Raw genomic sequence first — 19,338 nt, forward strand, 5'->3', positions numbered from 1 at the left:
TGCCATGAAATTCACGCAGCAAATAGCCTTTATCCTTATTATCGGTTTTGTTTCATTGTCGCAAACCTACGCCCAGACCTTGAATGCTTTTAAAGAAAGCTATTCGTATGAATCCAAAAAAGAATACAAAAAAGCCATAGCGGCCTTAAGCAAAGCCAACGACGATTCGTATGAGGTAAACCTACGGCAAGGTTGGCTTCACTACCTGGCGGGCTTACTAACCGAATCGGTAAATTATTATCAAAAAGCGATTACCCAACGCCCCACCTCCATCGAAGCTCGTTTAGGCTATGCCTTACCCGCATCAGCTCTCAATAACTGGGACAATGTGACCGAGCAATATCAGGCCGTACTCCGACTCGATCCCAACAATACCGTAACCAATTACCGAGTCGGGCTAATGTACTATTACCGGAAAGAGTATAAAACTGCAGAAAGCTATTTTCAGAAAGTGCTTAAACTCTATCCGTTCGACCATGACAGCTTACTCATGCTGGGCTGGACCAAATACATGCTGGGTCAGGGCAATGAAGCCCGTGTTTTGTTTAACAGAGCCCTGCTCAACACCCCCACCGATTCATCGGCCACGCAAGGGCTAGCCGCCCTGAAATAAGCGCAGTGAGTCTGGTTTAAACTGGAAATAATGACCGCCAACCAGCCTAGAAGTTAGCCCCCTGGAGAGTCGGGGTATGGCTTTTCATGAGTTTTGTGTGTATTGCCACCACGACTGATATGGTTATACGCATAGAGTTCTCATAAACACGCGATTTCTGAATGAAAAGGGTATTTTGAGCGCACTGAATACTTATTACCCGTGAACAGCGTATTCAGTACGCCATATTGAATCGTTTAGCCCTAACTTATTACTATAATCGACTCTCATGCAGGCAACATCCCTGGCGGACAAATCGAAACCGGCCGCTTTTACCGAAAACAAATACCTCGTTACCCTTGTGTTCGTCACCTCCCTGTTTATGCTCTGGGGCATTGCCATTACGATGGGGGATGTCTTGAACCGGCATTTTCAGAACGTACTGCACGTATCGAAGGCCGAGTCAGGGCTGGTACAGTTTTCCATTTTTGGGGCGTATGCGGTCATGGGTATACCGGCGGGTTTGTTCATGAAACGCTTTGGGTATAAAAATGGCGTTTTATTGGGCCTTGGGCTGTATGCCATCGGTGCGTTTCTGTTTGTTCCGGCGGCCAATGCCGAGTCGTTTGGTTTTTTTCGGGGGGCTTTGTTCATCCTGGCCTGCGGACTGGCTACGCTGGAAACCGTTGCACACCCCTTTGTAGCCGGTCTGGGTGACCAGCGCACCAGCGACCAGCGTATTAATTTTGCACAATCGTTCAACGGATTAGGAGCCGTTATCGGGCCGCTGCTGGGTGGTTATTTCATCCTGCGAGGTGGTCAGGAACATTCCAACGACCTGGAATCTGTGAAGATGCTTTATGTTATTATTGGCGCCGTTATCCTGAGTATTGCCATTGCGTTCTCGTTCGTCAAAGTTCCCCCTGTCCAGGACGCTCATTCTCTCGAAGCCGAGGCTGATGCCTATGCCGTTCCGACTGAACCGTCTGATTTAAAAGCGCCTAAAACCCTTTTTCAGCATCCGCATTTTATCTGGGCGGCTATTGCCCAGTTGTTCAATGTGGCCGCACAAGGTGGCACCTGGGCGTTCTTTATCAACTACGGCGTCGAAAAAATGGGCTTCCCCGCCGAAAAAGCGTCCTATTACTTCTCCTTCAGCATGGTTATGATGATGATCGGGCGATTTGTTGGAACGTATCTGATGCGGTTCATTGCCCCAAATAAGCTGCTGGCAGGGTTTGCCCTGGGCAGTATCACCATGTGTTTGCTGATTGCACAGAGCTGGGGCTGGATATCGTTCGTGGCACTCATCATGCTCAACTTCTTCTTCAGCATCATGTTTCCCACCATTTTCAGTCTGGGTCTGAAAGGATTAGGCAAACATACCCAACAGGCCTCGTCCTTTATTGTGATGGGTGTAGTTGGCGGTGCCCTCTTTCCTCCGCTTATGGGACAGATTGCCGATAAAGATATTGCCTCTGCTTATTACCTGCCCATTATCTGCTACGCCGTTATCTTCCTGTTTGGCGCTAAATTTTCAAAAGTCAGGTAATTTGGCATTTGTACGATAGGGTTTGACGTTGGTGACGATAAGCCTACCAACGTCAAACCAAAAATATTCAGTCTACAAGGGAGTATTACAGACCAACTAACGACTATTTTAGTATAGGTAAGGGATAGCCATAAACCGACAGCTACTCTACCAGATTACCTCATACGCCTAAACGCCTGCCGACAACAGGCAACCAGTATATGCAAACTGAATTGACCCCAGTGGCCCATAAACAGGCTGAACAGACGGTTACGTTTGAAAGCCGCTATGCTTCCTCACCAAACGAAGTGAAAGGGATGAATACAGAACAGCTTCGGCAGAATTTCCTGATCGAAACCCTATTCGTTGCCGATCAATTTCGCTGGGTACTTTCCTTTTTCGACCGCTACCTGACGGGGGGCGTTATGCCCGTAGCCGGAACGCTTACGCTGGAAGCACCCGATCAACTCAAGGCAACCTATTTTCTCGAACGCCGTGAACTGGGTATCATCAACGTGGGCGGCCCCGGACGCGTAATGGCAGAAGGGGTTGCTTATGATCTGGAATACAAAGAAGCGCTTTATATTGGTCAGGGAACCCAGGACGTACAGTTTCTGTCGCACGACGAGGCCAAACCTGCCAAATTTTACCTGAATTCGACACCCGCTCACCGCAACTACCCTACCCGAAAAGTATCGCGGGCCGAAGCTGATGTTGTCACGCTGGGTAGCCTTGAAACAGCTAATCACCGCACGATCAACAAGTTGCTCGTCAATAGTGTACTACCGACCTGCCAGTTGCAGATGGGCATGACTGAACTGAAAGCCGGAAGCATCTGGAATACCATGCCTGCCCACACCCACGACCGACGCATGGAAGTGTATTTCTATTTCGAAGTCCCTGAAGGGCAAAGCGTTTGTCATTTTATGGGTCAACCGCAGGAAACCCGCCACATCTGGATGCAAAACGAGCAGGCTGTCATTTCGCCCAACTGGTCCATCCACTCGGGGGCAGGCACCTCCAACTACACATTTATCTGGGGTATGGCAGGCGAAAACCTTGATTATGGCGACATGGATTTCAGTCCAATCACCGAACTTCGTTAGCTTGTTTACGGTTTTCGGTTTATGATTTTCGCAGGACTGACGCATCATTAGTTTAACGCCAGACTTCCGAAAACCAAATACCGAAAACTGAAACCTTTACCCAATGCAAACTTACTGGGGTGTTGACCTGGGCGGCACCAAGATCGAAGGGGTTGTACTTACCGCTCCATCGCCCAATGCGATCCTGATTCGCAAACGCATCGACACCGAAGCCCATTACGGCTACGATCACATTATCAATCAGATCGTTAAGCTCGTCAATCTCCTAAAAGCCGAAACGGGTATCACCCCTGATAAGATCGGCTTCTGTACCCCCGGCACACTGGACCCTGGCCTGGGAACCATGAAAAACTCGAACATGACCAGTATCAACGGAATGCCCTTCCGCGATGATCTGATGCGGGCCCTGGGTATCCCCGTCACCACGACCAACGATGCCAATTGCTTTGCCCTTTCTGAGGCTACTATGGGCATTGTGCAGGACGTCATTCCTGACTACCGGATGGTCTTCGGCGTCATTCTCGGAACGGGTGTGGGCGGTGGGGTAGTGTTTCGTGGCCTCGACGGACAGCCTGTCGTACAGGCCGGAAGGCAGGGGATCGGGGGCGAATGGGGCCATAATATTCTAGAAGAAAACGGCTATGCCTGCTACTGCGGCAAACGTGGCTGTAACGAACAGGTAATTTCGGGCCCGGCCCTCCAGCGGTTCTACCTCGAGCAAAGTGGTGAAAGTCGAAATCTGAAAGAAATTCTCGACCGGTATCATAGGCGAATCGATCCCTATGCCGAAGCCACCGTTGAACGGATGCTGGAGTATTTCGGGCGAGCCGTTTCAACCATCGTCAACATGCTCGACCCCGACGCTATTATTCTGGGTGGGGGCGTTGGCAACGTCGATTTACTCTATACTGAGGGTGTTGAGCGAGCCAAAAAATACGCATTCAACGATGGCCGATTGAATACGTTGTTTCTGAAGCCTAAACTGGGCGACAGTGCCGGGGTGTTCGGTGCCGCGTTGATGTAAGGACGTATGGAAGGGATGAAAGCAACACCAGGGTTTTACAGCCCTTCCGCTTCTCCGTCCGCTCATTGCTTCTCCATTTTTTTCCTCAACAATTCCTTCTCTGCCATCGAAGACGTAAGTTGAATGGCACGCTGGTAATGAATCCGGGCGGGTTCAAATTGGCCGTTCTGTTCGTATAGATCACCCAGAATAGCGTGATAATGATGCATGGAATCTAAGCCGGACAGGTTAGCCACTTCAGTCAGTGCTTTTTGTGGACCTTCTACGTTTGCCAGCGCAACAGCCCGATTCAACGCTACCACGGGCGACGGCTTTAGGCCCAGTAGCAGATCATAATACAGCAAAATGGTAGGCCAGTCGGTTGCCGCGTAGGTAGGAGCTATACAATGAAGCATGGCGATACCGGCTTCAAGATGATATTCACCGGGCGCTGCTCCCTCGGCCGAACGATTCAGGTATACATGCCCCCGTCGAATGAGAGCCTGGTTCCAGCGACTTCGATCCTGATCGGCGAGCAGGATGATGGCCCCGCTAGCATCAGTTCGGGCGTCGAAACGGGCAGCCTGAAAACACATAAGTGCCAATAGCGCATCAACAGTAGGCTGCTGGGTGCGAGGGGTCTGCGCAAGCAACAGACAGAGCCGCATGGCTTCTTCGCATAAATCCTGCCGGATCAGTTGATCAGGGTTCGATGAATTATACCCCTCGTTAAACAGCAAGTAAATGCTTTTCAGAACAGCATCCAGCCGAACCAGCAATTGAGCGCCCATTGGAACGTCGAGCTGGATACCGTCTTGCCGGAGCTTTTCTTTGGCCCGGTAAATCCGTTTGGCAATTGTTTCTTCGGTAGTCAGAAAGGCACCAGCAATTTCCCGAACGCTCAGCCCGCAAAGAATTTTCAGGCACATCGCCATCTGCGATTCGATGCCAATAGCCGGATGGCAGATCGCAAATAGCATCCGTAACTGGCTGTCCGTGATTTCTTCATCGAAAAAGAAGCGCTCCTGCATCGTATCGGCGTTTTCCTGTTGATGCCAATAATCCGTTTGAACACTGATTTCCCGAAACCGCTTTTCACGACGAACTACATCCAACGCTTTGTTCCGGGCTACTCGATACAGCCACGCGCCCGGATTATCGGGAATGCCCTGAAATCGCCAGCTTTGCAACGCCTGTACCATCGTATCCTGCACAATGTCCTCTGCCTGATCAACCCGATCGAACCCAAGCATGCAGGTCAACACCGATACAATCCGACCAGCTTCGTGCCGGAACAGGTGACTTACGAGCTGACCAGGTTCGGTTGAGGATACTATGTTGTCAGGCATGTGCATGCGTATAGTCAATTTAGCGCCATCCGCTCAGAATAAGCTCTATAAAGTAGCTAGATGGGATTAATAGTTTAAGTTTCAGATAATCTGCGTTCTGCTAATCCGGCGGCCCCGTACGAAATCAGACCTACCGGACTAACAGAACCTAGAGATGCCTATTCGAAGTTGATGATCGGCCGAACTTCAACGGTGCCCTCCGAATCGAACATGGGACACCCTTTCGCCAGTTCGACGGCCTCATCCAGACTAGCTGCCGTCAGCAACATATAGCCCCCTACAATCTCTTTCCCTTCGGTAAACGGCCCGTCGGTAATAACCTGTCCGCCTTTCGTCATGGTTTTCCCAATGGGTGCCAATGCATCGGTCCCGATCAGTTTTCCCTGTGCGGCAATACCCCCTATCCAGGTATTCCATTTTTGAATTTCGGCCTGCATGGCTTCGGGCGACATATCCATCAATGCAGTTTCCTGAGAATACGGCGAGTGAAAGACGAGCATAAATTTGTCCATTCGATTTGATTGTTTTAGAGGTTATTGATTTGTTTTTCGTCACTAAGACGAATGGCGGCCCGTAAATCGGACAGGTAAGCTAAAAATTTTTCTTTTTTTTATTTATCAGACTGACATACACTCGTAATCAGCACAGTAAGTTTCACAAAAAATGGGCTTATTCCTTACGAAAAAGACTGGTAATACCTGGGAAGCCTGCCATTTTATCAGTTAAAAAGCAACTTTCCCCGTTTACTTGTTGTACTAAAAAGAAGGCATTGCCATAGCAGGCGATGCTGTAAATAAACCAATCATGAACATTACAAAAAACAAGGTAGCTGCTATCCATTATACCCTGCGTGATGATCAGGGGACTATTTTGGATTCGAGCCAGGGCCGCGACCCATTGTACTACCTGCACGGAGCACAAAACCTGATTCCGGGTATGGAAGAAGGCCTGGAAGGGCGTACGAAAGGCGACCACTTTCAAATTGACGTAACGCCCGAAAAAGGCTATGGCAAACGCGACCCACAGCTTGTTGAGGCAGTACCTCGCCGGGCATTTGGTGGCCAGAACATAGAAGTTGGTATGCAGTTCCAAACCAACGACGGTCAGGTAGTTACCGTAACCGGTGTTGATCCTGAAAACATTACGGTTGACGCCAACCACCCTCTGGCCGACCAGAATCTCCATTTCGATGTCGAAGTAATTGAGGTCCGCGATGCTAGTCCCGAAGAATTGGCTCATGGCCATGTTCACGGACCTGGTGGGCATCATTAATAGTTCACAGTTTACGGTCTTCGGTTTACAGTGGCTGAAGCAATAAGTCTTATCGCGTTAGCCACTGTAATCCGAAGACCGTAAACTGTACTTATCTTTGCACGTATGTCCCAGATAGGAACCGACATACAGGCAGCAAAGGCATTTCTGGAAGCAGGAAATGTAGTAGGTATCCCTACTGAAACGGTCTATGGATTAGCGGGTAATGCGCTCAATTCCGATGCTGTACTCACCGTCTTTCGGGTTAAGAACCGCCCCTCTTTCGATCCGCTCATTGTCCATACGGATTCGCTCGATAAACTTAGTCAATTTGTTACGGAGATTCCGGAAGCAGCTCAAAAGCTGGCCACGACTTTCTGGCCCGGTCCGCTTACGCTGCTGCTTCCCAAGCAAGACATCATCCCCGACCTGGTAACTTCTGGCTTACCCCGTGTAGCCGTCAGGATACCGAATCACCCCTTAACGCTTGCCTTGCTACGCTCGCTGGATTTTCCCCTGGCGGCACCGAGTGCCAATCCCTTTGGCTATATAAGCCCTACGACGGCTCAGCATGTGGCCGACCAGCTTGGCAATCAGGTGCCGTATATTCTGGACGGGGGTGCAGCGGGTGTCGGTCTCGAATCAACGATTGTAGGATTTGAAGAGAATCAGCCTACGGTGTATCGATTGGGAGGACTGGCCATTGAACAGATCGAGCAGGTGATTGGCCCGGTTGAGGTCCGTACGCACTCTACGTCGAATCCCAAAGCACCGGGGATGCTGAGCAGCCATTATGCCCCCCGTAAACCGCTTAAACTTCTGGCACCGGGCGAAAGTCCGCAACCGGGCAAGCGTGTTGGTGCTTTGGCTTTCCGGGAACCATTTGGTGGAATTCTACCCGGAAATCAACGTATTCTTTCTCCTACCGGCGACCTGGCCGAAGCGGCAAAAAACCTGTTCGCCTACTTACGCGCCCTGGATTCACTGCCTGTCGATGTTATTTATGCAGAGCCTTTACCCAATCAGGAACTCGGCTGGGCCATGAACGACCGTTTACGACGAGCGAGTGTGCAGTAATTTTTTTTGTCACTATTTTTGTTTTTTATTTACTAGAAAGTTGACACTAGCCTAGCTAATTGGTGGCACGTTTCTGATTTAACTATCAACTACGATCAAGTATGACCTCTGAAGAATTAACAAAAGATCAATGCAGAAGCAGGAACACCAATCGTTAGGTTACCAATTCCCCCATGAATAAGAAAACACATTTCTATTTAGGACAAGCAATTCAATTCTTTATGAAGTCCGCTTTAAGCCAAGCGGGTATATTTTTGCGAACGACCCAGCTCTGGAGCCGTTTGTTTTTGAGATAAGCATCGTTGTCATTGACAATCCTACCGGAAATCGCCCTCCGGGTGATCCGCTAGTCCCTCCTACAATTCATTCGATTTTCCGCTCTATCGTCCCTGCCGCTTTGGTAGCGAGTTCAATAATCATGGGCAATAAATGGCCAAAGCGGGCATCCTGGCTGTAGCCTTGCTTCCAGCGGGCGTAAATCTGCTGGGCAATTACGGCATTCTTGTAAAGGCCAAACACGTAATAGAAGACAATATCGGTCAGGTCACGACCGCTTTGGGCTTCGTAACGGGCTACCACTTCCCGACGGGTTAGGTTTCCGGGGAGCCAGGTCAGGTTAAAATTTCGATAGGCCGGACTATCCCCTGCCTCAGACCAATACGCCAGTGTGGCGCCTAGGTCCATCAGCGGATCGCCGACGGTGGCCATTTCCCAATCCAATACCCCTTTAATTTCCGGCGTTGGCTCGCCAGTGCGTTCATCAGGAGCCAGAATGACGTTATCATACTTATAATCGTTGTGCAGAAAAGCGGGCGGTTGCTCACGCGGGTAGTTCTGTTGAAGCCAGTCGCCAACCTGGTCCATAGCCGGAATTTTATCCGTCTCGGCTTGTCGGTATCGCTTCATCCAACCCACTACCTGTCGCTGTACGTAGCCATCCGGCTTACCAAGCTGAACAAGCCCGGTCGCTTCAATATCCAGCCGATGAATGGCTACCAGATTATCGATCAACGATTCAGAAAGCTGACGCATACGTTCGGGAGCGAGTGTCAGCGTTGGCGCCATCGTTGCCCGTAAAATAATACCTGGAATGCGCTTCATGATATAAAAAGGCGCTCCGAGTACATCCGTTGTTTCGCAATACACAATCGGCTCCGGTATGTTAGCATAGTGACCTTTTAGTAACGACAACACCCGAAACTCACGACCCATATCATGCCCACCTTTGATATTGGCCCCAACGGGCGGTCGACGTAATACGTATTCGTCATGAGCCGTTTTGAGCCAGTAGGTCAGGTTTGAAAAGCCCCCTGGAAACTGCCGTACGTCCACAACCTCACCCATGTCTGGGACGTGCTCGTGGAGATATGTAGTTAACCGAAGTTGATCCAACTCGTCGCCCGTCCGAACCGACCGGGGCATATCAGGAGCAATCATTTGATGCTGGGATGTGTAAAATAAACTGTAGAAAGTAAAGCGGCTAAGGTCGACCTCATACTTTATGTCTATCAGTACACTGTAATTTAAGTTTTCTGTCATTCCGACGGAGGAGGAATGACAGAAAATACGCAAAGGGTTTTATTACACTGGAATCAGTCAGTGAGGGTCAGTTTTTATTAGTTACAGCCTTATACTAAGCACCAATTTATACCAGTCCCTGTTCCCTGGCAAAGTTAAGCAAGCCAATGGGCGTATCGATACCCAGTTTGCGGGCTATGTTCCGGCGGTGGGCATTCACTGTAAATTCGCTGATAAACAGCTGTTCGCCAATCTGACGGGTTGAATACCCCTGCACAACCAGCCGGATTATTTCGACCTCGCGTTTCGTTATCTGGTATTTTACAGTGAAATCATCGACCAATCGTTCCGATGTATGGACAGCCACTCCTGTTTCAGGAAACCAGTTTTCACCAGCAGCAACTGCCCGAATAGCGGCTTTCAGGGTCGCCGAACGACTCGTTTTCAACAAGTACCCATTAGCGCCTAACGCTTTCATTTCCTTGATCAACTTCGGCTGATCATAACTGGTGAAGATGATCACTTTAAGATCAGGTCGTTTTTCTTTCAGCGTCGTCAATGTAGCGATGCCGTCCATATGCGGCATATTCAGATCGAGCAAAACCAGGTCGATTGACTGCTTTTGCAGGCGGTCCAATAGCTGATGTCCATTGGTTACAGGGTCAAGCACCTCTACCTCGTCCATCTCATCAAGTACCGACCGTACCCCATCAACCAGTAGAGGGTGATCATCTGCTATAATGAGCCGTAATGGCATAGGTTTCCTGATTTAACACGAAGTAGCCCTAATATAAACACTTATTCCTGCTGAGACGCCATTAGTTTACGGAACTGCCGGATTTCCTTTACCTTTTGTTTAATGTCCAGACCATACCGTTTGAGGATACTAATTGCTAAATTCTGCTTATGCACTTCATCAGCCCCATCCCAGATGCGGGCACCTCGTTCGTGCCGATACATCGCCGACAGTACGGTATCGTCCGTTACGCCCAACGCGCCATGTACCTGAATAGACCGGTCCAGTACGCGCAGGAATGCGTTAGCCACGAAGAATTTAATAGCCGATACAGCCTCACGGACATTGCTTACGCCAACCGTATCGATCATGTAGGCCGTATTGAGTACATACAGCCGACAGGCATCAATTTCGGCGCGGCTCTCGGCAATAAAGTCCTGGATAAACTGCTTTTCACCAAGCATCACATAATCTTCAATCTCTCGGGTAGCGGCTCGTTTGCAGAGCAGATCCAGTGCTTTTTCAGCATTACCGATCCAACGCATACAATGATGGACACGTCCCGGCCCCAGACGTTCCTGCGCCAGTCGAAAACCCATTCCCTCACCAGCAATGACGTTCGACATGGGCACCCGGCAGTTGGTATAGGTCACTTCGGCATGACTAAACCACCCTTCACCCGCTTCGCCGAAGACCGGAATATTCCGCTCAATAGTAAAGCCGGGGGTATCGGTTGGCACAATAATCATACTGGCGCGTTGGTGCGGTGCTGCCTCTGGATTCGTTACGGCCATCACCACCGCAAAGGCAGCGCCATCGGCGGAGGAGGTAAACCACTTTCGACCGTTAATGACGTAGCTATCCCCATCTCGCACCGCCAGCGTTGCCATACGCGTTGGATTAGAACCGGCAAAATCAGGTTCGGTCATCGAGAAGCAGGAACGGATTTCACCTGCCATAAGCGGCTTCAGATACCGCTCTTTCAATTCGGGCGATGCAAACTTGTGCAGGAGTTCGATATTACCAATGTCGGGAGCCTGGCAGCCAAAGACATAGTGCCCGAAGAATGGCGCATAGGCCAGTACTTCGCTAATCTGCCCGAACTCGCAAAGCGTTAGCCCATGTCCACCCTCGGCTTCAGAAAGTGCCAGGCCCCAAAGGCCAGCCGCTTTGACCTGTTCCCGTTTTTGATCAAGAATAGGCAGAATGGCTTTCAGGTTCTGATGCGAAAAGCCGGCTTCGAGCGGAATCAGTTCTGTTTCGACAAACTCACGAACCCGCACTAGTAAAGGTCGGACCCGTTCGGTGGTAAAAATGGTTTCCATGCGGGAAATTAGTAGATTTTTTATGGAATTAGCATCGTCAGTTCGTCGCTCCTACCCTGTAACCCGCCGGTATGTATGGCCACAACCGTAGCTCCTTCTGAAAAATAACCGCGCCGGGCCAAGTCGTAAATTCCGAACAGCATCTTGCCCGTATACACCTGATCGAGTAGAAGGCCTGTTTTTCGCTCAAACGCCCGGATAAACTCGATCAGTTGCGGAGTCGTTCGGGCATAGCCCCCGAAGTGATAATCCGGGAGTAACGTTAGGTTCGTCGGCTTAGATTCCGCAACCCTGATAATCTGAAACGCGAAACCCGAATCGGCTTTCAAGACTACAAATCCGATAACCTGCATTCTTTCGGGAGCCGAAAGAGCTAATCCTGCCACAGTTCCACCCGTACCCACCGGACAACATACATAATCGGGAATAGCGCCCAATTGAGCGATTAGTTCAGGGATAATTTCGGCGGTTCCCTGAATAGCCAGCTCGTTGGTTCCTCCTTCGGGCAGGATATAACACGATCCAAATTGAGCGATTAAATCGGCCCAAAATGCTTCCTCTTGCTTCTTCCGATAGTCGGCCCGGCTGACAAAATGAAGAGTCATGCCATAGTCTTCGCAGGCCTGCAAGGTTTTGTTACGCGGTGCCTGGGCCAGCTCGTCGCCCCGTACAACCCCAATCGTTCGAAAGCCAAACGCCTGACCAGCAGCCGCTGTAGCATACAGATGATTGGAATAGGCCCCGCCAAACGTCAGTAGCGTATCGAAACCCTGCTGGCGAGCAGCCAGCAGGTTGTATTTCAGCTTTCGCCATTTATTGCCCGATATATGCGGATGCAACAGATCGTCCCGCTTGAGCAGCAACCGGATGTTGATTGATTCGGGAAAGGGGTTATCCAGTGATTGTAAAAGCGAATGCATTGTAACGTGGTGATACGGCAAACCGACATCCTGTCCACTGGTATTACTAAACAAGGCGGACGGGATATCGGCGTTACAACGTAAATTTGCCAAATTTATCAGCTCATGAACGACATAGCCGAAGAATTTTCGGAAGAGGAAGAATTATACGAACACCACCGGATTGTGGTCGATAAGGGGCAGAGTCTGCTGCGAATCGATCGTTTTCTGATGGATCGACTATCAAACGCCACCCGAACCAAAATTCAGGCGGCTATTGATGCCGAATCCGTTCGGGTTAATGGCAACCTCACTAAAGCCAGTTATAAGGTTAAACCAGCCGATGTGATCACGATTTCGCTGGCACACCCACCTCGTGACACTGACATTAAACCCGAAAATATTCCGCTCAATATCGTTTACGAGGATGAAGACGTATTGGTACTCAATAAACCGGCGGGTATGGTAGTCCATCCGGCACATGGCAACTGGGATGGCACACTCGTAAACGGTCTGGTTTATCATTTTCAGCATTTGCCTACCTCCCGAAATGGCGAAATCCGTCCTGGACTCGTTCACCGGATCGACAAAGACACCTCGGGGCTGATGGTCATTGCCAAAACGGAATATGCCATGACTCACCTGGCCCGGCAGTTTTTTGAGCATACTATCGAACGAACGTATAACGCTCTGGCATGGGGCATCCCCAATCCGCCCGACGGTACCATAACCGGCTACATTGGCCGCTCCGTTCGCGACCGTAAAGTACAAGCCATTTACGACGACGAAACCAAAGGTAAGTGGGCCGTTACACACTACAAAACGCTTGAAAACCTACGGTATGTGGCACTGGTCCAATGTAATCTGGAGACCGGGCGAACTCACCAGATTCGGGCGCACATGAAGCATATTGGTCATCCGCTTTTCAACGACGCCATGTACGGGGGCGACCGCATTCTGCGGGGCAATCCCGTCGGGAGCTATAAAGCGTTTGTCGATAATGCTTTTAAGTTACTCCCTCGGCAGGCCCTTCATGCTAAATCGCTGGGCTTTGTTCATCCCCGTACCCGCCAATGGCTCCAGTTCGATTCGTCCTTACCCGATGACTTCCAGTCGGCTCTGGACAAATGGCGAAAGCTTATACTGGCTAATGAATGATGAATTTTGTGCCGATGAGCTACCTTGTACAATGAAAAAAGATAATATTGTGTCTGATAAAAGTTTTCGGGTTCACCCTGTGTATCATTTGACTTTATCCGTGAAACTGTTTGAACTTTTATTTTCGGGCCTGCTTCACCCCTAAATTCCATGAAAAGAACTGGGTTCCTTGGTAAGCAAAGTTCTCTTCAGGGGATTTAGGGGTGAAGCAGGCTGATTTGTAGATAACTTTAGTACGTAGAACGGAAAGGATAAACAGGTTCAATAGTATTTACCACGATCCAGATGAATTACTGAAATAAATCCGTAGTATTATTCTCTCAGCAAAGCAATCACTACTTAAAACTCATTCATCACTCATCATTCATTATTGCAAATGATATCAATTCGTCCCGGCACCCTTGAAGATGTACCTGAAGCATTTGAGCTAGTCATGGAACTGGCCATTTATGAACGAGCCGCCGATGAAGTTACGAATACCGTCGAACAGATGGCGTTGGATGGCTTTGGCCCTAATCCCCTTTTTCGGATGCTCGTTGCCGAAGATTCCGATAGCCAACGACTCGTTGGTATGGCCCTGTATTTCTATCGATATTCGACCTGGAAAGGAAAACGGTTGTATCTGGAAGACATCATCGTCAAAGAAGAATTTCGGGGCTACGGAATCGGAAAACTACTGCTGGATGCCACCATCGAAACGGCCCGCGAAACCAATTGTACGGGTATGATGTGGCAGGTACTCGACTGGAATGAACCCGCCATCGGCTTCTACAAACAATTCGGCACTCGCTTCGACGACGGCTGGACCAACTGCCACCTGGATTTTTAAATCAGTATCAGGAGTAAGGAGCGCCAATGACCCTCCTTACTCCTCGCTCTTAATACTACCTATAATTCCCTATCTTTGCAGCTCGCGAATTGTGACCGAGCATGACGTATCGTCAACAAAAGGCCCTCCGAATTGCGGGTTGGGCATTTCTAAGTATTTTTTTACTGGCCTGTGTAGGAGCGGGTATTGCCTACTCCAAACGGGAAAGTCTTTTACAGTCTACACTTGAACGGGCCATCCGTAAAGCCAAACGTGACTATAAACTCAATGTCCACATCGGTTCGGCCAAATTTACCGGGCTGAGTTCGGTGGCATTTCAGGACATTTCCGTTGTCCCCGAAGACCGCGACAGTCTGGCCCATATCCAGCAAGTAGAAGTAGCCGTTCGGTTCTGGCCCTTACTAACCGGAAAGATTGGCCTATCCGGCATGCTGCTCGACAACGGATTTATTCAGGTTGTCAAGCGCGACTCCCTGTCGAATATCGATTTTTTATTGCACAGGAAGCGGGATTCTACAGCCGTGGAAGAAGCGCCCAGAGAAACCACTCGCAAAACGGATTTATCCGAAGTAGCTGAAAATCTGATCGATAACATCCTCTCTAAAATTCCTGACGACCTGAACATCAACAATCTGGCGTTTCGGGTGATGGATAATAATGATACGCTGAACCTGCTGACTAAATCGGCCATCATTCAGAACGAAGAGGTTCGGTCTACCATCTTTCTCAACGGCAATCAGGCAACCTGGCATATAGCAGGAACCGCCGATCCGGCCGACCGGGAATACAACCTGGCTCTGTATGCCGATGGCAAGCCGATTGAGATACCGTATATCCAGAAAAAGTACAATTTAAAAGTACAGGTTGATACCCTACGGGCCGAACTGCACGATGTCGACAGGACGGGTGGTGAGTTTCGGATGGAAGGGGCTGGCTCGGTTCGAAATTTACGCATCAATCACCCTGCTATTGCCCGTACGGATGTGCTGGTTCCCCGAGCGGCTATGGACGCCCACCTGTTCGTTGGTAAAAATTATGTTGGCGTCGATAGTTCGTCAACACTCCATCTGGGCGAAGTGAGCGCTCATCCTTTTCTGAAATATACGCTTTCCGAAACCCCAGATCAGTCCAACCTGAAGCAGGCTCGTCATACCTCTCCGGACGACGAGGAGCCTGTAGGGCCGGGGAAAATTTATGAAGTTCAGCTCCATACCGGTCAGATGGAGGCTCAATCGCTGTTTAACTCATTCCCCCAAGGACTGTTCGAATCGCTCGAAGGAATGCAGGTAGCCGGCAAACTGAAGTACGACGTTACGTTCCGACTGGACACATCCCTCCCCGATTCGGTTGAATTCAACTCTGGCATGACCTCAGAAGGCTTTCAAATCCTGAAAATGGGGCAGACCGATTTTGCCGAAATCAATCATCCGTTTGTTTATACGCCCTACGAAAAAGGCAAACCCGTCCGCGACATAATCGTTGGGCCGAGCAATCCCGATTATACCCCAATCAACGAAATTTCACCTGATCTTCGCAATGCGCTGCTGACCTCGGAAGATTACAATTTCTTCACTCACAAAGGATTTAACGAAAAAGCCTTCCGTGTATCGATTGCTACCAATTTTAAGGAAAAGTCGTTCAAACGGGGAGCCAGTACAATTTCGATGCAGTTGGTTAAGAATGTGTTTCTGAATCGTAATAAAACGTTATCCCGTAAGGTCGAAGAAATTCTGATTGTCTGGCTCATCGAAAACCAGCATATCGTTCCGAAAGAACGGATGTATGAAGTATATCTGAACATCATTGAGTGGGGCCGGAATATTTATGGCATTGGCGAAGCCGCTCGGTATTATTTTGCCAAGCGCCCCGCTGATCTTGACTTAGGGGAGAGTATTTTTCTAGCTTTTGTCGTCCCTCGTCCTAAACACGCTCTCGACTGGTTCTTGCCCGATGGCACCCTGCAAACCCGAAATGTGCGCGGTTATTTCCGATTGATTGGGCGAATCATGGCACGGCGTGGCCTCACGGCTCCCGACTCCGGCGCTTATGGTTTCTATGGCGTTCGGCTTCGTGAAGGTCTCCGCCATGAAGTGGCTCCTGTCGATACGACGATGCAAATGGAGGACTTTCTGCCCAACCCGAATGGCACTGAACTCGATGACGATGAAGAAGAAAGCGGCACTGGAATCGGTAATTTTTTCCGTCGCCTTTTCAAGGGTAAAAAGGCCGATGAGAAGAAAGAAGAAGAGCCAACAGTTCAGTCAGAACGAACCGAGTCTGCCTCACCCGAGGTAGCTCCAACCGATACCGTCAAAACGCGCAAGCAACTTCGTCAGGAACGGCGCGAACAGAAACGCCGGGAAAAAGAAGCCAAGCGATTACAGGAAGAAGGCAACATCCCGTAACGCAGTAACGCGGACAGGATGTCCGCATTGTTTAAATATATCAACATGAAATCACTCATTCGCGTTATTCTGGTTCTCCTTGTTATCGGTGGCGTCATTGCTATTGTCATTTCGCAACGAAATCACACAGTCCTTTCGGCTAACACCATTGATCTGCGCGTAGACTGTTCCGATATCGATAATGTACTGGTTACTTCATCGGTGAATGTAGCCGTTCAAAATTTATCGTCCCGTTCACACAACGATATATCCGTCAAGATCAGGGCCTACGATGAAGCAGGTAATCTACTGAAAGAAAAGTATACCACTTTCTCCCGAATGCTCCCGCCCAAAAGCATATTTGATAAACCCGTGACTTTACCAGCAAAAACCAAACGCTGCGATTGCCAGATTGTCAGCTCGCACCCATTCAACTAAAAGTAGTAAAGATCTCGTTCAGCGTATGCTTCAGGCGTTAACGGGTCGAATTATACAGAATAAAATAGAGCGGAATACAGGCATAAATGCTCATCGATACCCACGGATGAACGAAAGCCAGTATACCACCTATCAGATAGAACACTGGTCCAAATACTACCGACCGAATCGTCGCCTGCCGAAATTGGACTAAATCGATCTCTGGTTTTAAGACGAGTTTGTTTCGAAGCGCGTACCAACGGATAAAACTAAAGGTCAGGGCCATCATGGCCAGAACGAATCCAAACATAAAGGCAGCCAGCGGATTCGAAAGATAATCGCCCATAAGGGCCGTTGGAAATGGAATAAATGAACACCACAACAGCAACAAAGCATTAAGCCAGAAAAAGCTGTGGGTCACCCGCTCAATCTGGTCCAGAATTCGATGATGGTTCACCCAAATCACGCATACGATCAGAAAACTGATTACCCAGCTACTAATCTTGGGGAGTAATGAAACCAATGCCTCTCCCAGTTCACGAACCGATTCGGCTTGCACAAGATGTGGCACCTTAATTTCCAGTACCAGCAACGTTACAATAATCGCAAAAACACCGTCGCTGAATGCTTCTACCCGTGATTTAGAGAAGTAATCCATTGTAGCAACTCAACGCTTTAAAACGGTAAAAGCCATACTCCGCCCATACCCTTGAAAAAGGGCTAAATTGATCCAGTTTAGCGCTAATTGTTCTATGAGGGTAAGCTTATCGTTTCCGCCCAGGTCATAGCAGTCTGAAAAGCCAATTTCTCTGGCCAGTTGAGCGGCAATGGCTTTGCCTTTCAGGCTGTCACCTGCCATAAACATATCGGCGGCCTGGTCGCCATAATGTGGGTTGAGTATATTTTCAAAGCCGGTTGTGTTGAAACACTTTACCACATCGCGAGTGACTGTATTGGCCAGAATGGCATTGGTCGTGTTATCGAATCCGGCTGGTCCCATGCCTCGGACACTATTCATGGTATCGATAATGACTTTGTCAGTGGTGTCACCTAATTCCTGAACTACGTCTATCGTTTTCAAGGCAGGGGTAGCCAGCACAATAACCTCTGCCTGTGCAACCGCATGGTTTGGTGAAGTAAAGCGGTCTTCTCCGATTTTTGTGGCTAGCTTGACTGACTTTTCAGAAAGTGGAAATCGAGCGCCAATCAATACGGTATGGCCAACTTCAATAAAGCGTTGGGCTAATGCTCCTCCAACGTTGCCGGAACCAATAATAGCAATGATCATCGTTAATAATCTGATAAATGATAATACAGAGTTGTTTCATTGTTTGTGCTGGCTACGTAGGGTATAGGCTAGACCAACCGTCAGTATTTTGTCGTCGGGCTGGATTTTCGTAATCACCACATTCTCATGCGTAAAGGTATAAATCGCATTGAATGCCAGCCCCCGCCAGATTGGGAAATCAAAACCGATGTCGTATTGCCAGCGGTAGTTGTGGGTATCCGAAAAAGCGGGCTGATAGTAGGCATCGTAATAGAGTCGCAGGTAATTATCGAACAAATAATGCCAGCCACCCAACCAGACTGTGCCGCGCCAGATAGCAATAGATTGGGAGCCGTTGTACCGAGTCTCGTTATACATATCAGCCGTAAAACGGGTGTTCTCATAGACTGTCCCCGCCGATAGTTTCAGTACATGCCTGGGCTTGCTAATGAGTTGCAACGTGGCTCCGGCTCCGGTAAAATAGCGTAGGTCGATTTTTCGGCGGTAGTTGGTCGATATGTAGGCAATAGCAAACGGGTACACACGCCGTTCAGGGTGGTAGTAGAGATAATTCCGGCTGAACAGGTCATTGTCGGCTTTGACCGAGTAGAACGACTGATACAAACTGGAGTTCTGAGACTTGAACACCCACGCCCGAACCGGAGATATAATTAAATCCAACTTACTCCGCACAGTGCTCACGTCCACATTACCTTGCTGAAAATTGCCTGTCAATGACATCCGAATCTGAAATCGGGAAGAATCACTCTCATTAAGTTGGGCACAACTCATGGTTGCCAGCCCGGTCAGTAAGAAGACAGATAAAATAGCCTCCCTCATTGGCTTATCAGTACATCCCAGGTGCATCGGAGAAGGATGGAAATAAATTTACTGCT

Annotated in this window: 19 protein-coding genes; 10 read left to right on the forward strand and 9 right to left on the reverse strand. The window is 49.2% G+C overall.

Going from position 1 to position 19,338, the window contains the following annotated elements:
• Positions 1–4: 4 nt before the first annotated feature.
• The 4 genes from B5M13_RS22010 to B5M13_RS22025 all read left to right on the forward strand — a co-directional run bounded on the left by B5M13_RS22010 (position 5) and on the right by B5M13_RS22025 (position 4,253).
• On the forward strand, positions 5–613 hold the full coding sequence (locus tag B5M13_RS22010) for a tetratricopeptide repeat protein (RefSeq protein ID WP_080057718.1): 609 nt from the start codon (positions 5–7) through the stop codon (positions 611–613).
• 268 nt (positions 614–881) lie between these two features.
• The gene (gene fucP / locus B5M13_RS22015; protein WP_080057719.1) at positions 882–2,144 is read left to right on the forward strand and encodes an L-fucose:H+ symporter permease; all 1,263 of its coding nucleotides are present in this window, start codon (positions 882–884) and stop codon (positions 2,142–2,144) included.
• Between the two features lie 200 nt (positions 2,145–2,344).
• The gene (gene kduI, locus B5M13_RS22020; protein ID WP_080057720.1) at positions 2,345–3,229 is read left to right on the forward strand and encodes a 5-dehydro-4-deoxy-D-glucuronate isomerase; all 885 of its coding nucleotides are present in this window, start codon (positions 2,345–2,347) and stop codon (positions 3,227–3,229) included.
• A gap of 103 nt (positions 3,230–3,332) precedes the next feature.
• Complete coding sequence (locus B5M13_RS22025; RefSeq protein ID WP_080057721.1) at positions 3,333–4,253, forward strand: ROK family protein; 921 nt, start codon at positions 3,333–3,335, stop codon at positions 4,251–4,253.
• A gap of 62 nt (positions 4,254–4,315) precedes the next feature.
• Here the strand turns inward: B5M13_RS22025 and B5M13_RS22030 are convergent, their stop codons facing one another.
• Both B5M13_RS22030 and B5M13_RS22035 read right to left on the reverse strand, forming a co-directional pair.
• Complete coding sequence (locus tag B5M13_RS22030; RefSeq protein ID WP_080057722.1) at positions 4,316–5,581, reverse strand: RNA polymerase sigma factor; 1,266 nt, start codon at positions 5,579–5,581, stop codon at positions 4,316–4,318.
• Positions 5,582–5,739: 158 nt separating this feature from the next.
• On the reverse strand, positions 5,740–6,093 hold the full coding sequence (locus B5M13_RS22035) for a YciI family protein (protein ID WP_080057723.1): 354 nt from the start codon (positions 6,091–6,093) through the stop codon (positions 5,740–5,742).
• Positions 6,094–6,385: 292 nt separating this feature from the next.
• On the opposite strand from B5M13_RS22035, the gene B5M13_RS22040 reads away from it, so the two are divergent.
• Together B5M13_RS22040 and B5M13_RS22045 are read left to right on the forward strand one after the other, a co-directional pair.
• On the forward strand, positions 6,386–6,853 hold the full coding sequence (locus B5M13_RS22040) for an FKBP-type peptidyl-prolyl cis-trans isomerase (protein ID WP_080057724.1): 468 nt from the start codon (positions 6,386–6,388) through the stop codon (positions 6,851–6,853).
• A 105-nt stretch (positions 6,854–6,958) separates the two neighbouring features.
• Entirely contained in the window at positions 6,959–7,909 is a 951-nt protein-coding gene (locus tag B5M13_RS22045; RefSeq protein ID WP_080057725.1) for an L-threonylcarbamoyladenylate synthase, read from the forward strand.
• 363 nt (positions 7,910–8,272) lie between these two features.
• On the opposite strand, the gene B5M13_RS22050 is transcribed toward B5M13_RS22045, so the two are convergent.
• The 4 genes from B5M13_RS22050 to B5M13_RS22065 all read right to left on the reverse strand — a co-directional run bounded on the left by B5M13_RS22050 (position 8,273) and on the right by B5M13_RS22065 (position 12,408).
• Positions 8,273–9,346, reverse strand: a complete 1,074-nt coding sequence (locus B5M13_RS22050; protein ID WP_080060035.1) for a phosphotransferase family protein — start codon at positions 9,344–9,346, stop codon at positions 8,273–8,275.
• A 208-nt stretch (positions 9,347–9,554) separates the two neighbouring features.
• Positions 9,555–10,184 carry a response regulator gene (locus tag B5M13_RS22055; protein ID WP_080057726.1) on the reverse strand — a complete coding sequence of 210 codons (630 nt, stop codon included), beginning with the start codon at positions 10,182–10,184 and terminating at the stop codon, positions 9,555–9,557.
• A 41-nt stretch (positions 10,185–10,225) separates the two neighbouring features.
• Positions 10,226–11,488, reverse strand: a complete 1,263-nt coding sequence (locus B5M13_RS22060; RefSeq protein ID WP_080057727.1) for an acyl-CoA dehydrogenase family protein — start codon at positions 11,486–11,488, stop codon at positions 10,226–10,228.
• A 20-nt stretch (positions 11,489–11,508) separates the two neighbouring features.
• Positions 11,509–12,408 carry a 1-aminocyclopropane-1-carboxylate deaminase/D-cysteine desulfhydrase gene (locus B5M13_RS22065; RefSeq protein ID WP_080057728.1) on the reverse strand — a complete coding sequence of 300 codons (900 nt, stop codon included), beginning with the start codon at positions 12,406–12,408 and terminating at the stop codon, positions 11,509–11,511.
• 105 nt (positions 12,409–12,513) lie between these two features.
• Here B5M13_RS22065 and B5M13_RS22070 point away from each other — a divergent pair, with 105 nt between their 5' ends.
• The 4 genes from B5M13_RS22070 to B5M13_RS22085 all read left to right on the forward strand — a co-directional run bounded on the left by B5M13_RS22070 (position 12,514) and on the right by B5M13_RS22085 (position 17,196).
• On the forward strand, positions 12,514–13,545 hold the full coding sequence (locus B5M13_RS22070) for an RluA family pseudouridine synthase (RefSeq protein WP_080057729.1): 1,032 nt from the start codon (positions 12,514–12,516) through the stop codon (positions 13,543–13,545).
• A gap of 376 nt (positions 13,546–13,921) precedes the next feature.
• Entirely contained in the window at positions 13,922–14,374 is a 453-nt protein-coding gene (locus tag B5M13_RS22075) for a GNAT family N-acetyltransferase (protein WP_020598965.1), read from the forward strand.
• A 101-nt stretch (positions 14,375–14,475) separates the two neighbouring features.
• Positions 14,476–16,779: a transglycosylase domain-containing protein gene (locus B5M13_RS22080; protein WP_080057730.1), complete on the forward strand. Its 2,304-nt coding sequence runs from the start codon at positions 14,476–14,478 to the stop codon at positions 16,777–16,779.
• 45 nt (positions 16,780–16,824) lie between these two features.
• Positions 16,825–17,196 (forward strand): hypothetical protein, encoded by a 372-nt coding sequence (locus tag B5M13_RS22085; protein WP_080060036.1) that lies wholly within the window; start codon positions 16,825–16,827, stop codon positions 17,194–17,196.
• A gap of 37 nt (positions 17,197–17,233) precedes the next feature.
• On the opposite strand, the gene B5M13_RS22090 is transcribed toward B5M13_RS22085, so the two are convergent.
• From B5M13_RS22090 to B5M13_RS22100, 3 genes are read right to left on the reverse strand one after another with little or no spacing between them, the layout of a single operon-like run.
• On the reverse strand, positions 17,234–17,833 hold the full coding sequence (locus tag B5M13_RS22090) for a TMEM175 family protein (RefSeq protein WP_080057731.1): 600 nt from the start codon (positions 17,831–17,833) through the stop codon (positions 17,234–17,236).
• 9 nt (positions 17,834–17,842) lie between these two features.
• Entirely contained in the window at positions 17,843–18,463 is a 621-nt protein-coding gene (locus B5M13_RS22095; protein WP_080057732.1) for an NADPH-dependent F420 reductase, read from the reverse strand.
• Between the two features lie 36 nt (positions 18,464–18,499).
• The gene (locus B5M13_RS22100; protein WP_245859439.1) at positions 18,500–19,282 is read right to left on the reverse strand and encodes a DUF481 domain-containing protein; all 783 of its coding nucleotides are present in this window, start codon (positions 19,280–19,282) and stop codon (positions 18,500–18,502) included.
• Positions 19,283–19,338 lie beyond the last annotated feature (56 nt).

It is taken from the genome of Spirosoma aerolatum (assembly GCF_002056795.1).
Lineage (GTDB): Bacteria > Bacteroidota > Bacteroidia > Cytophagales > Spirosomataceae > Spirosoma > Spirosoma aerolatum.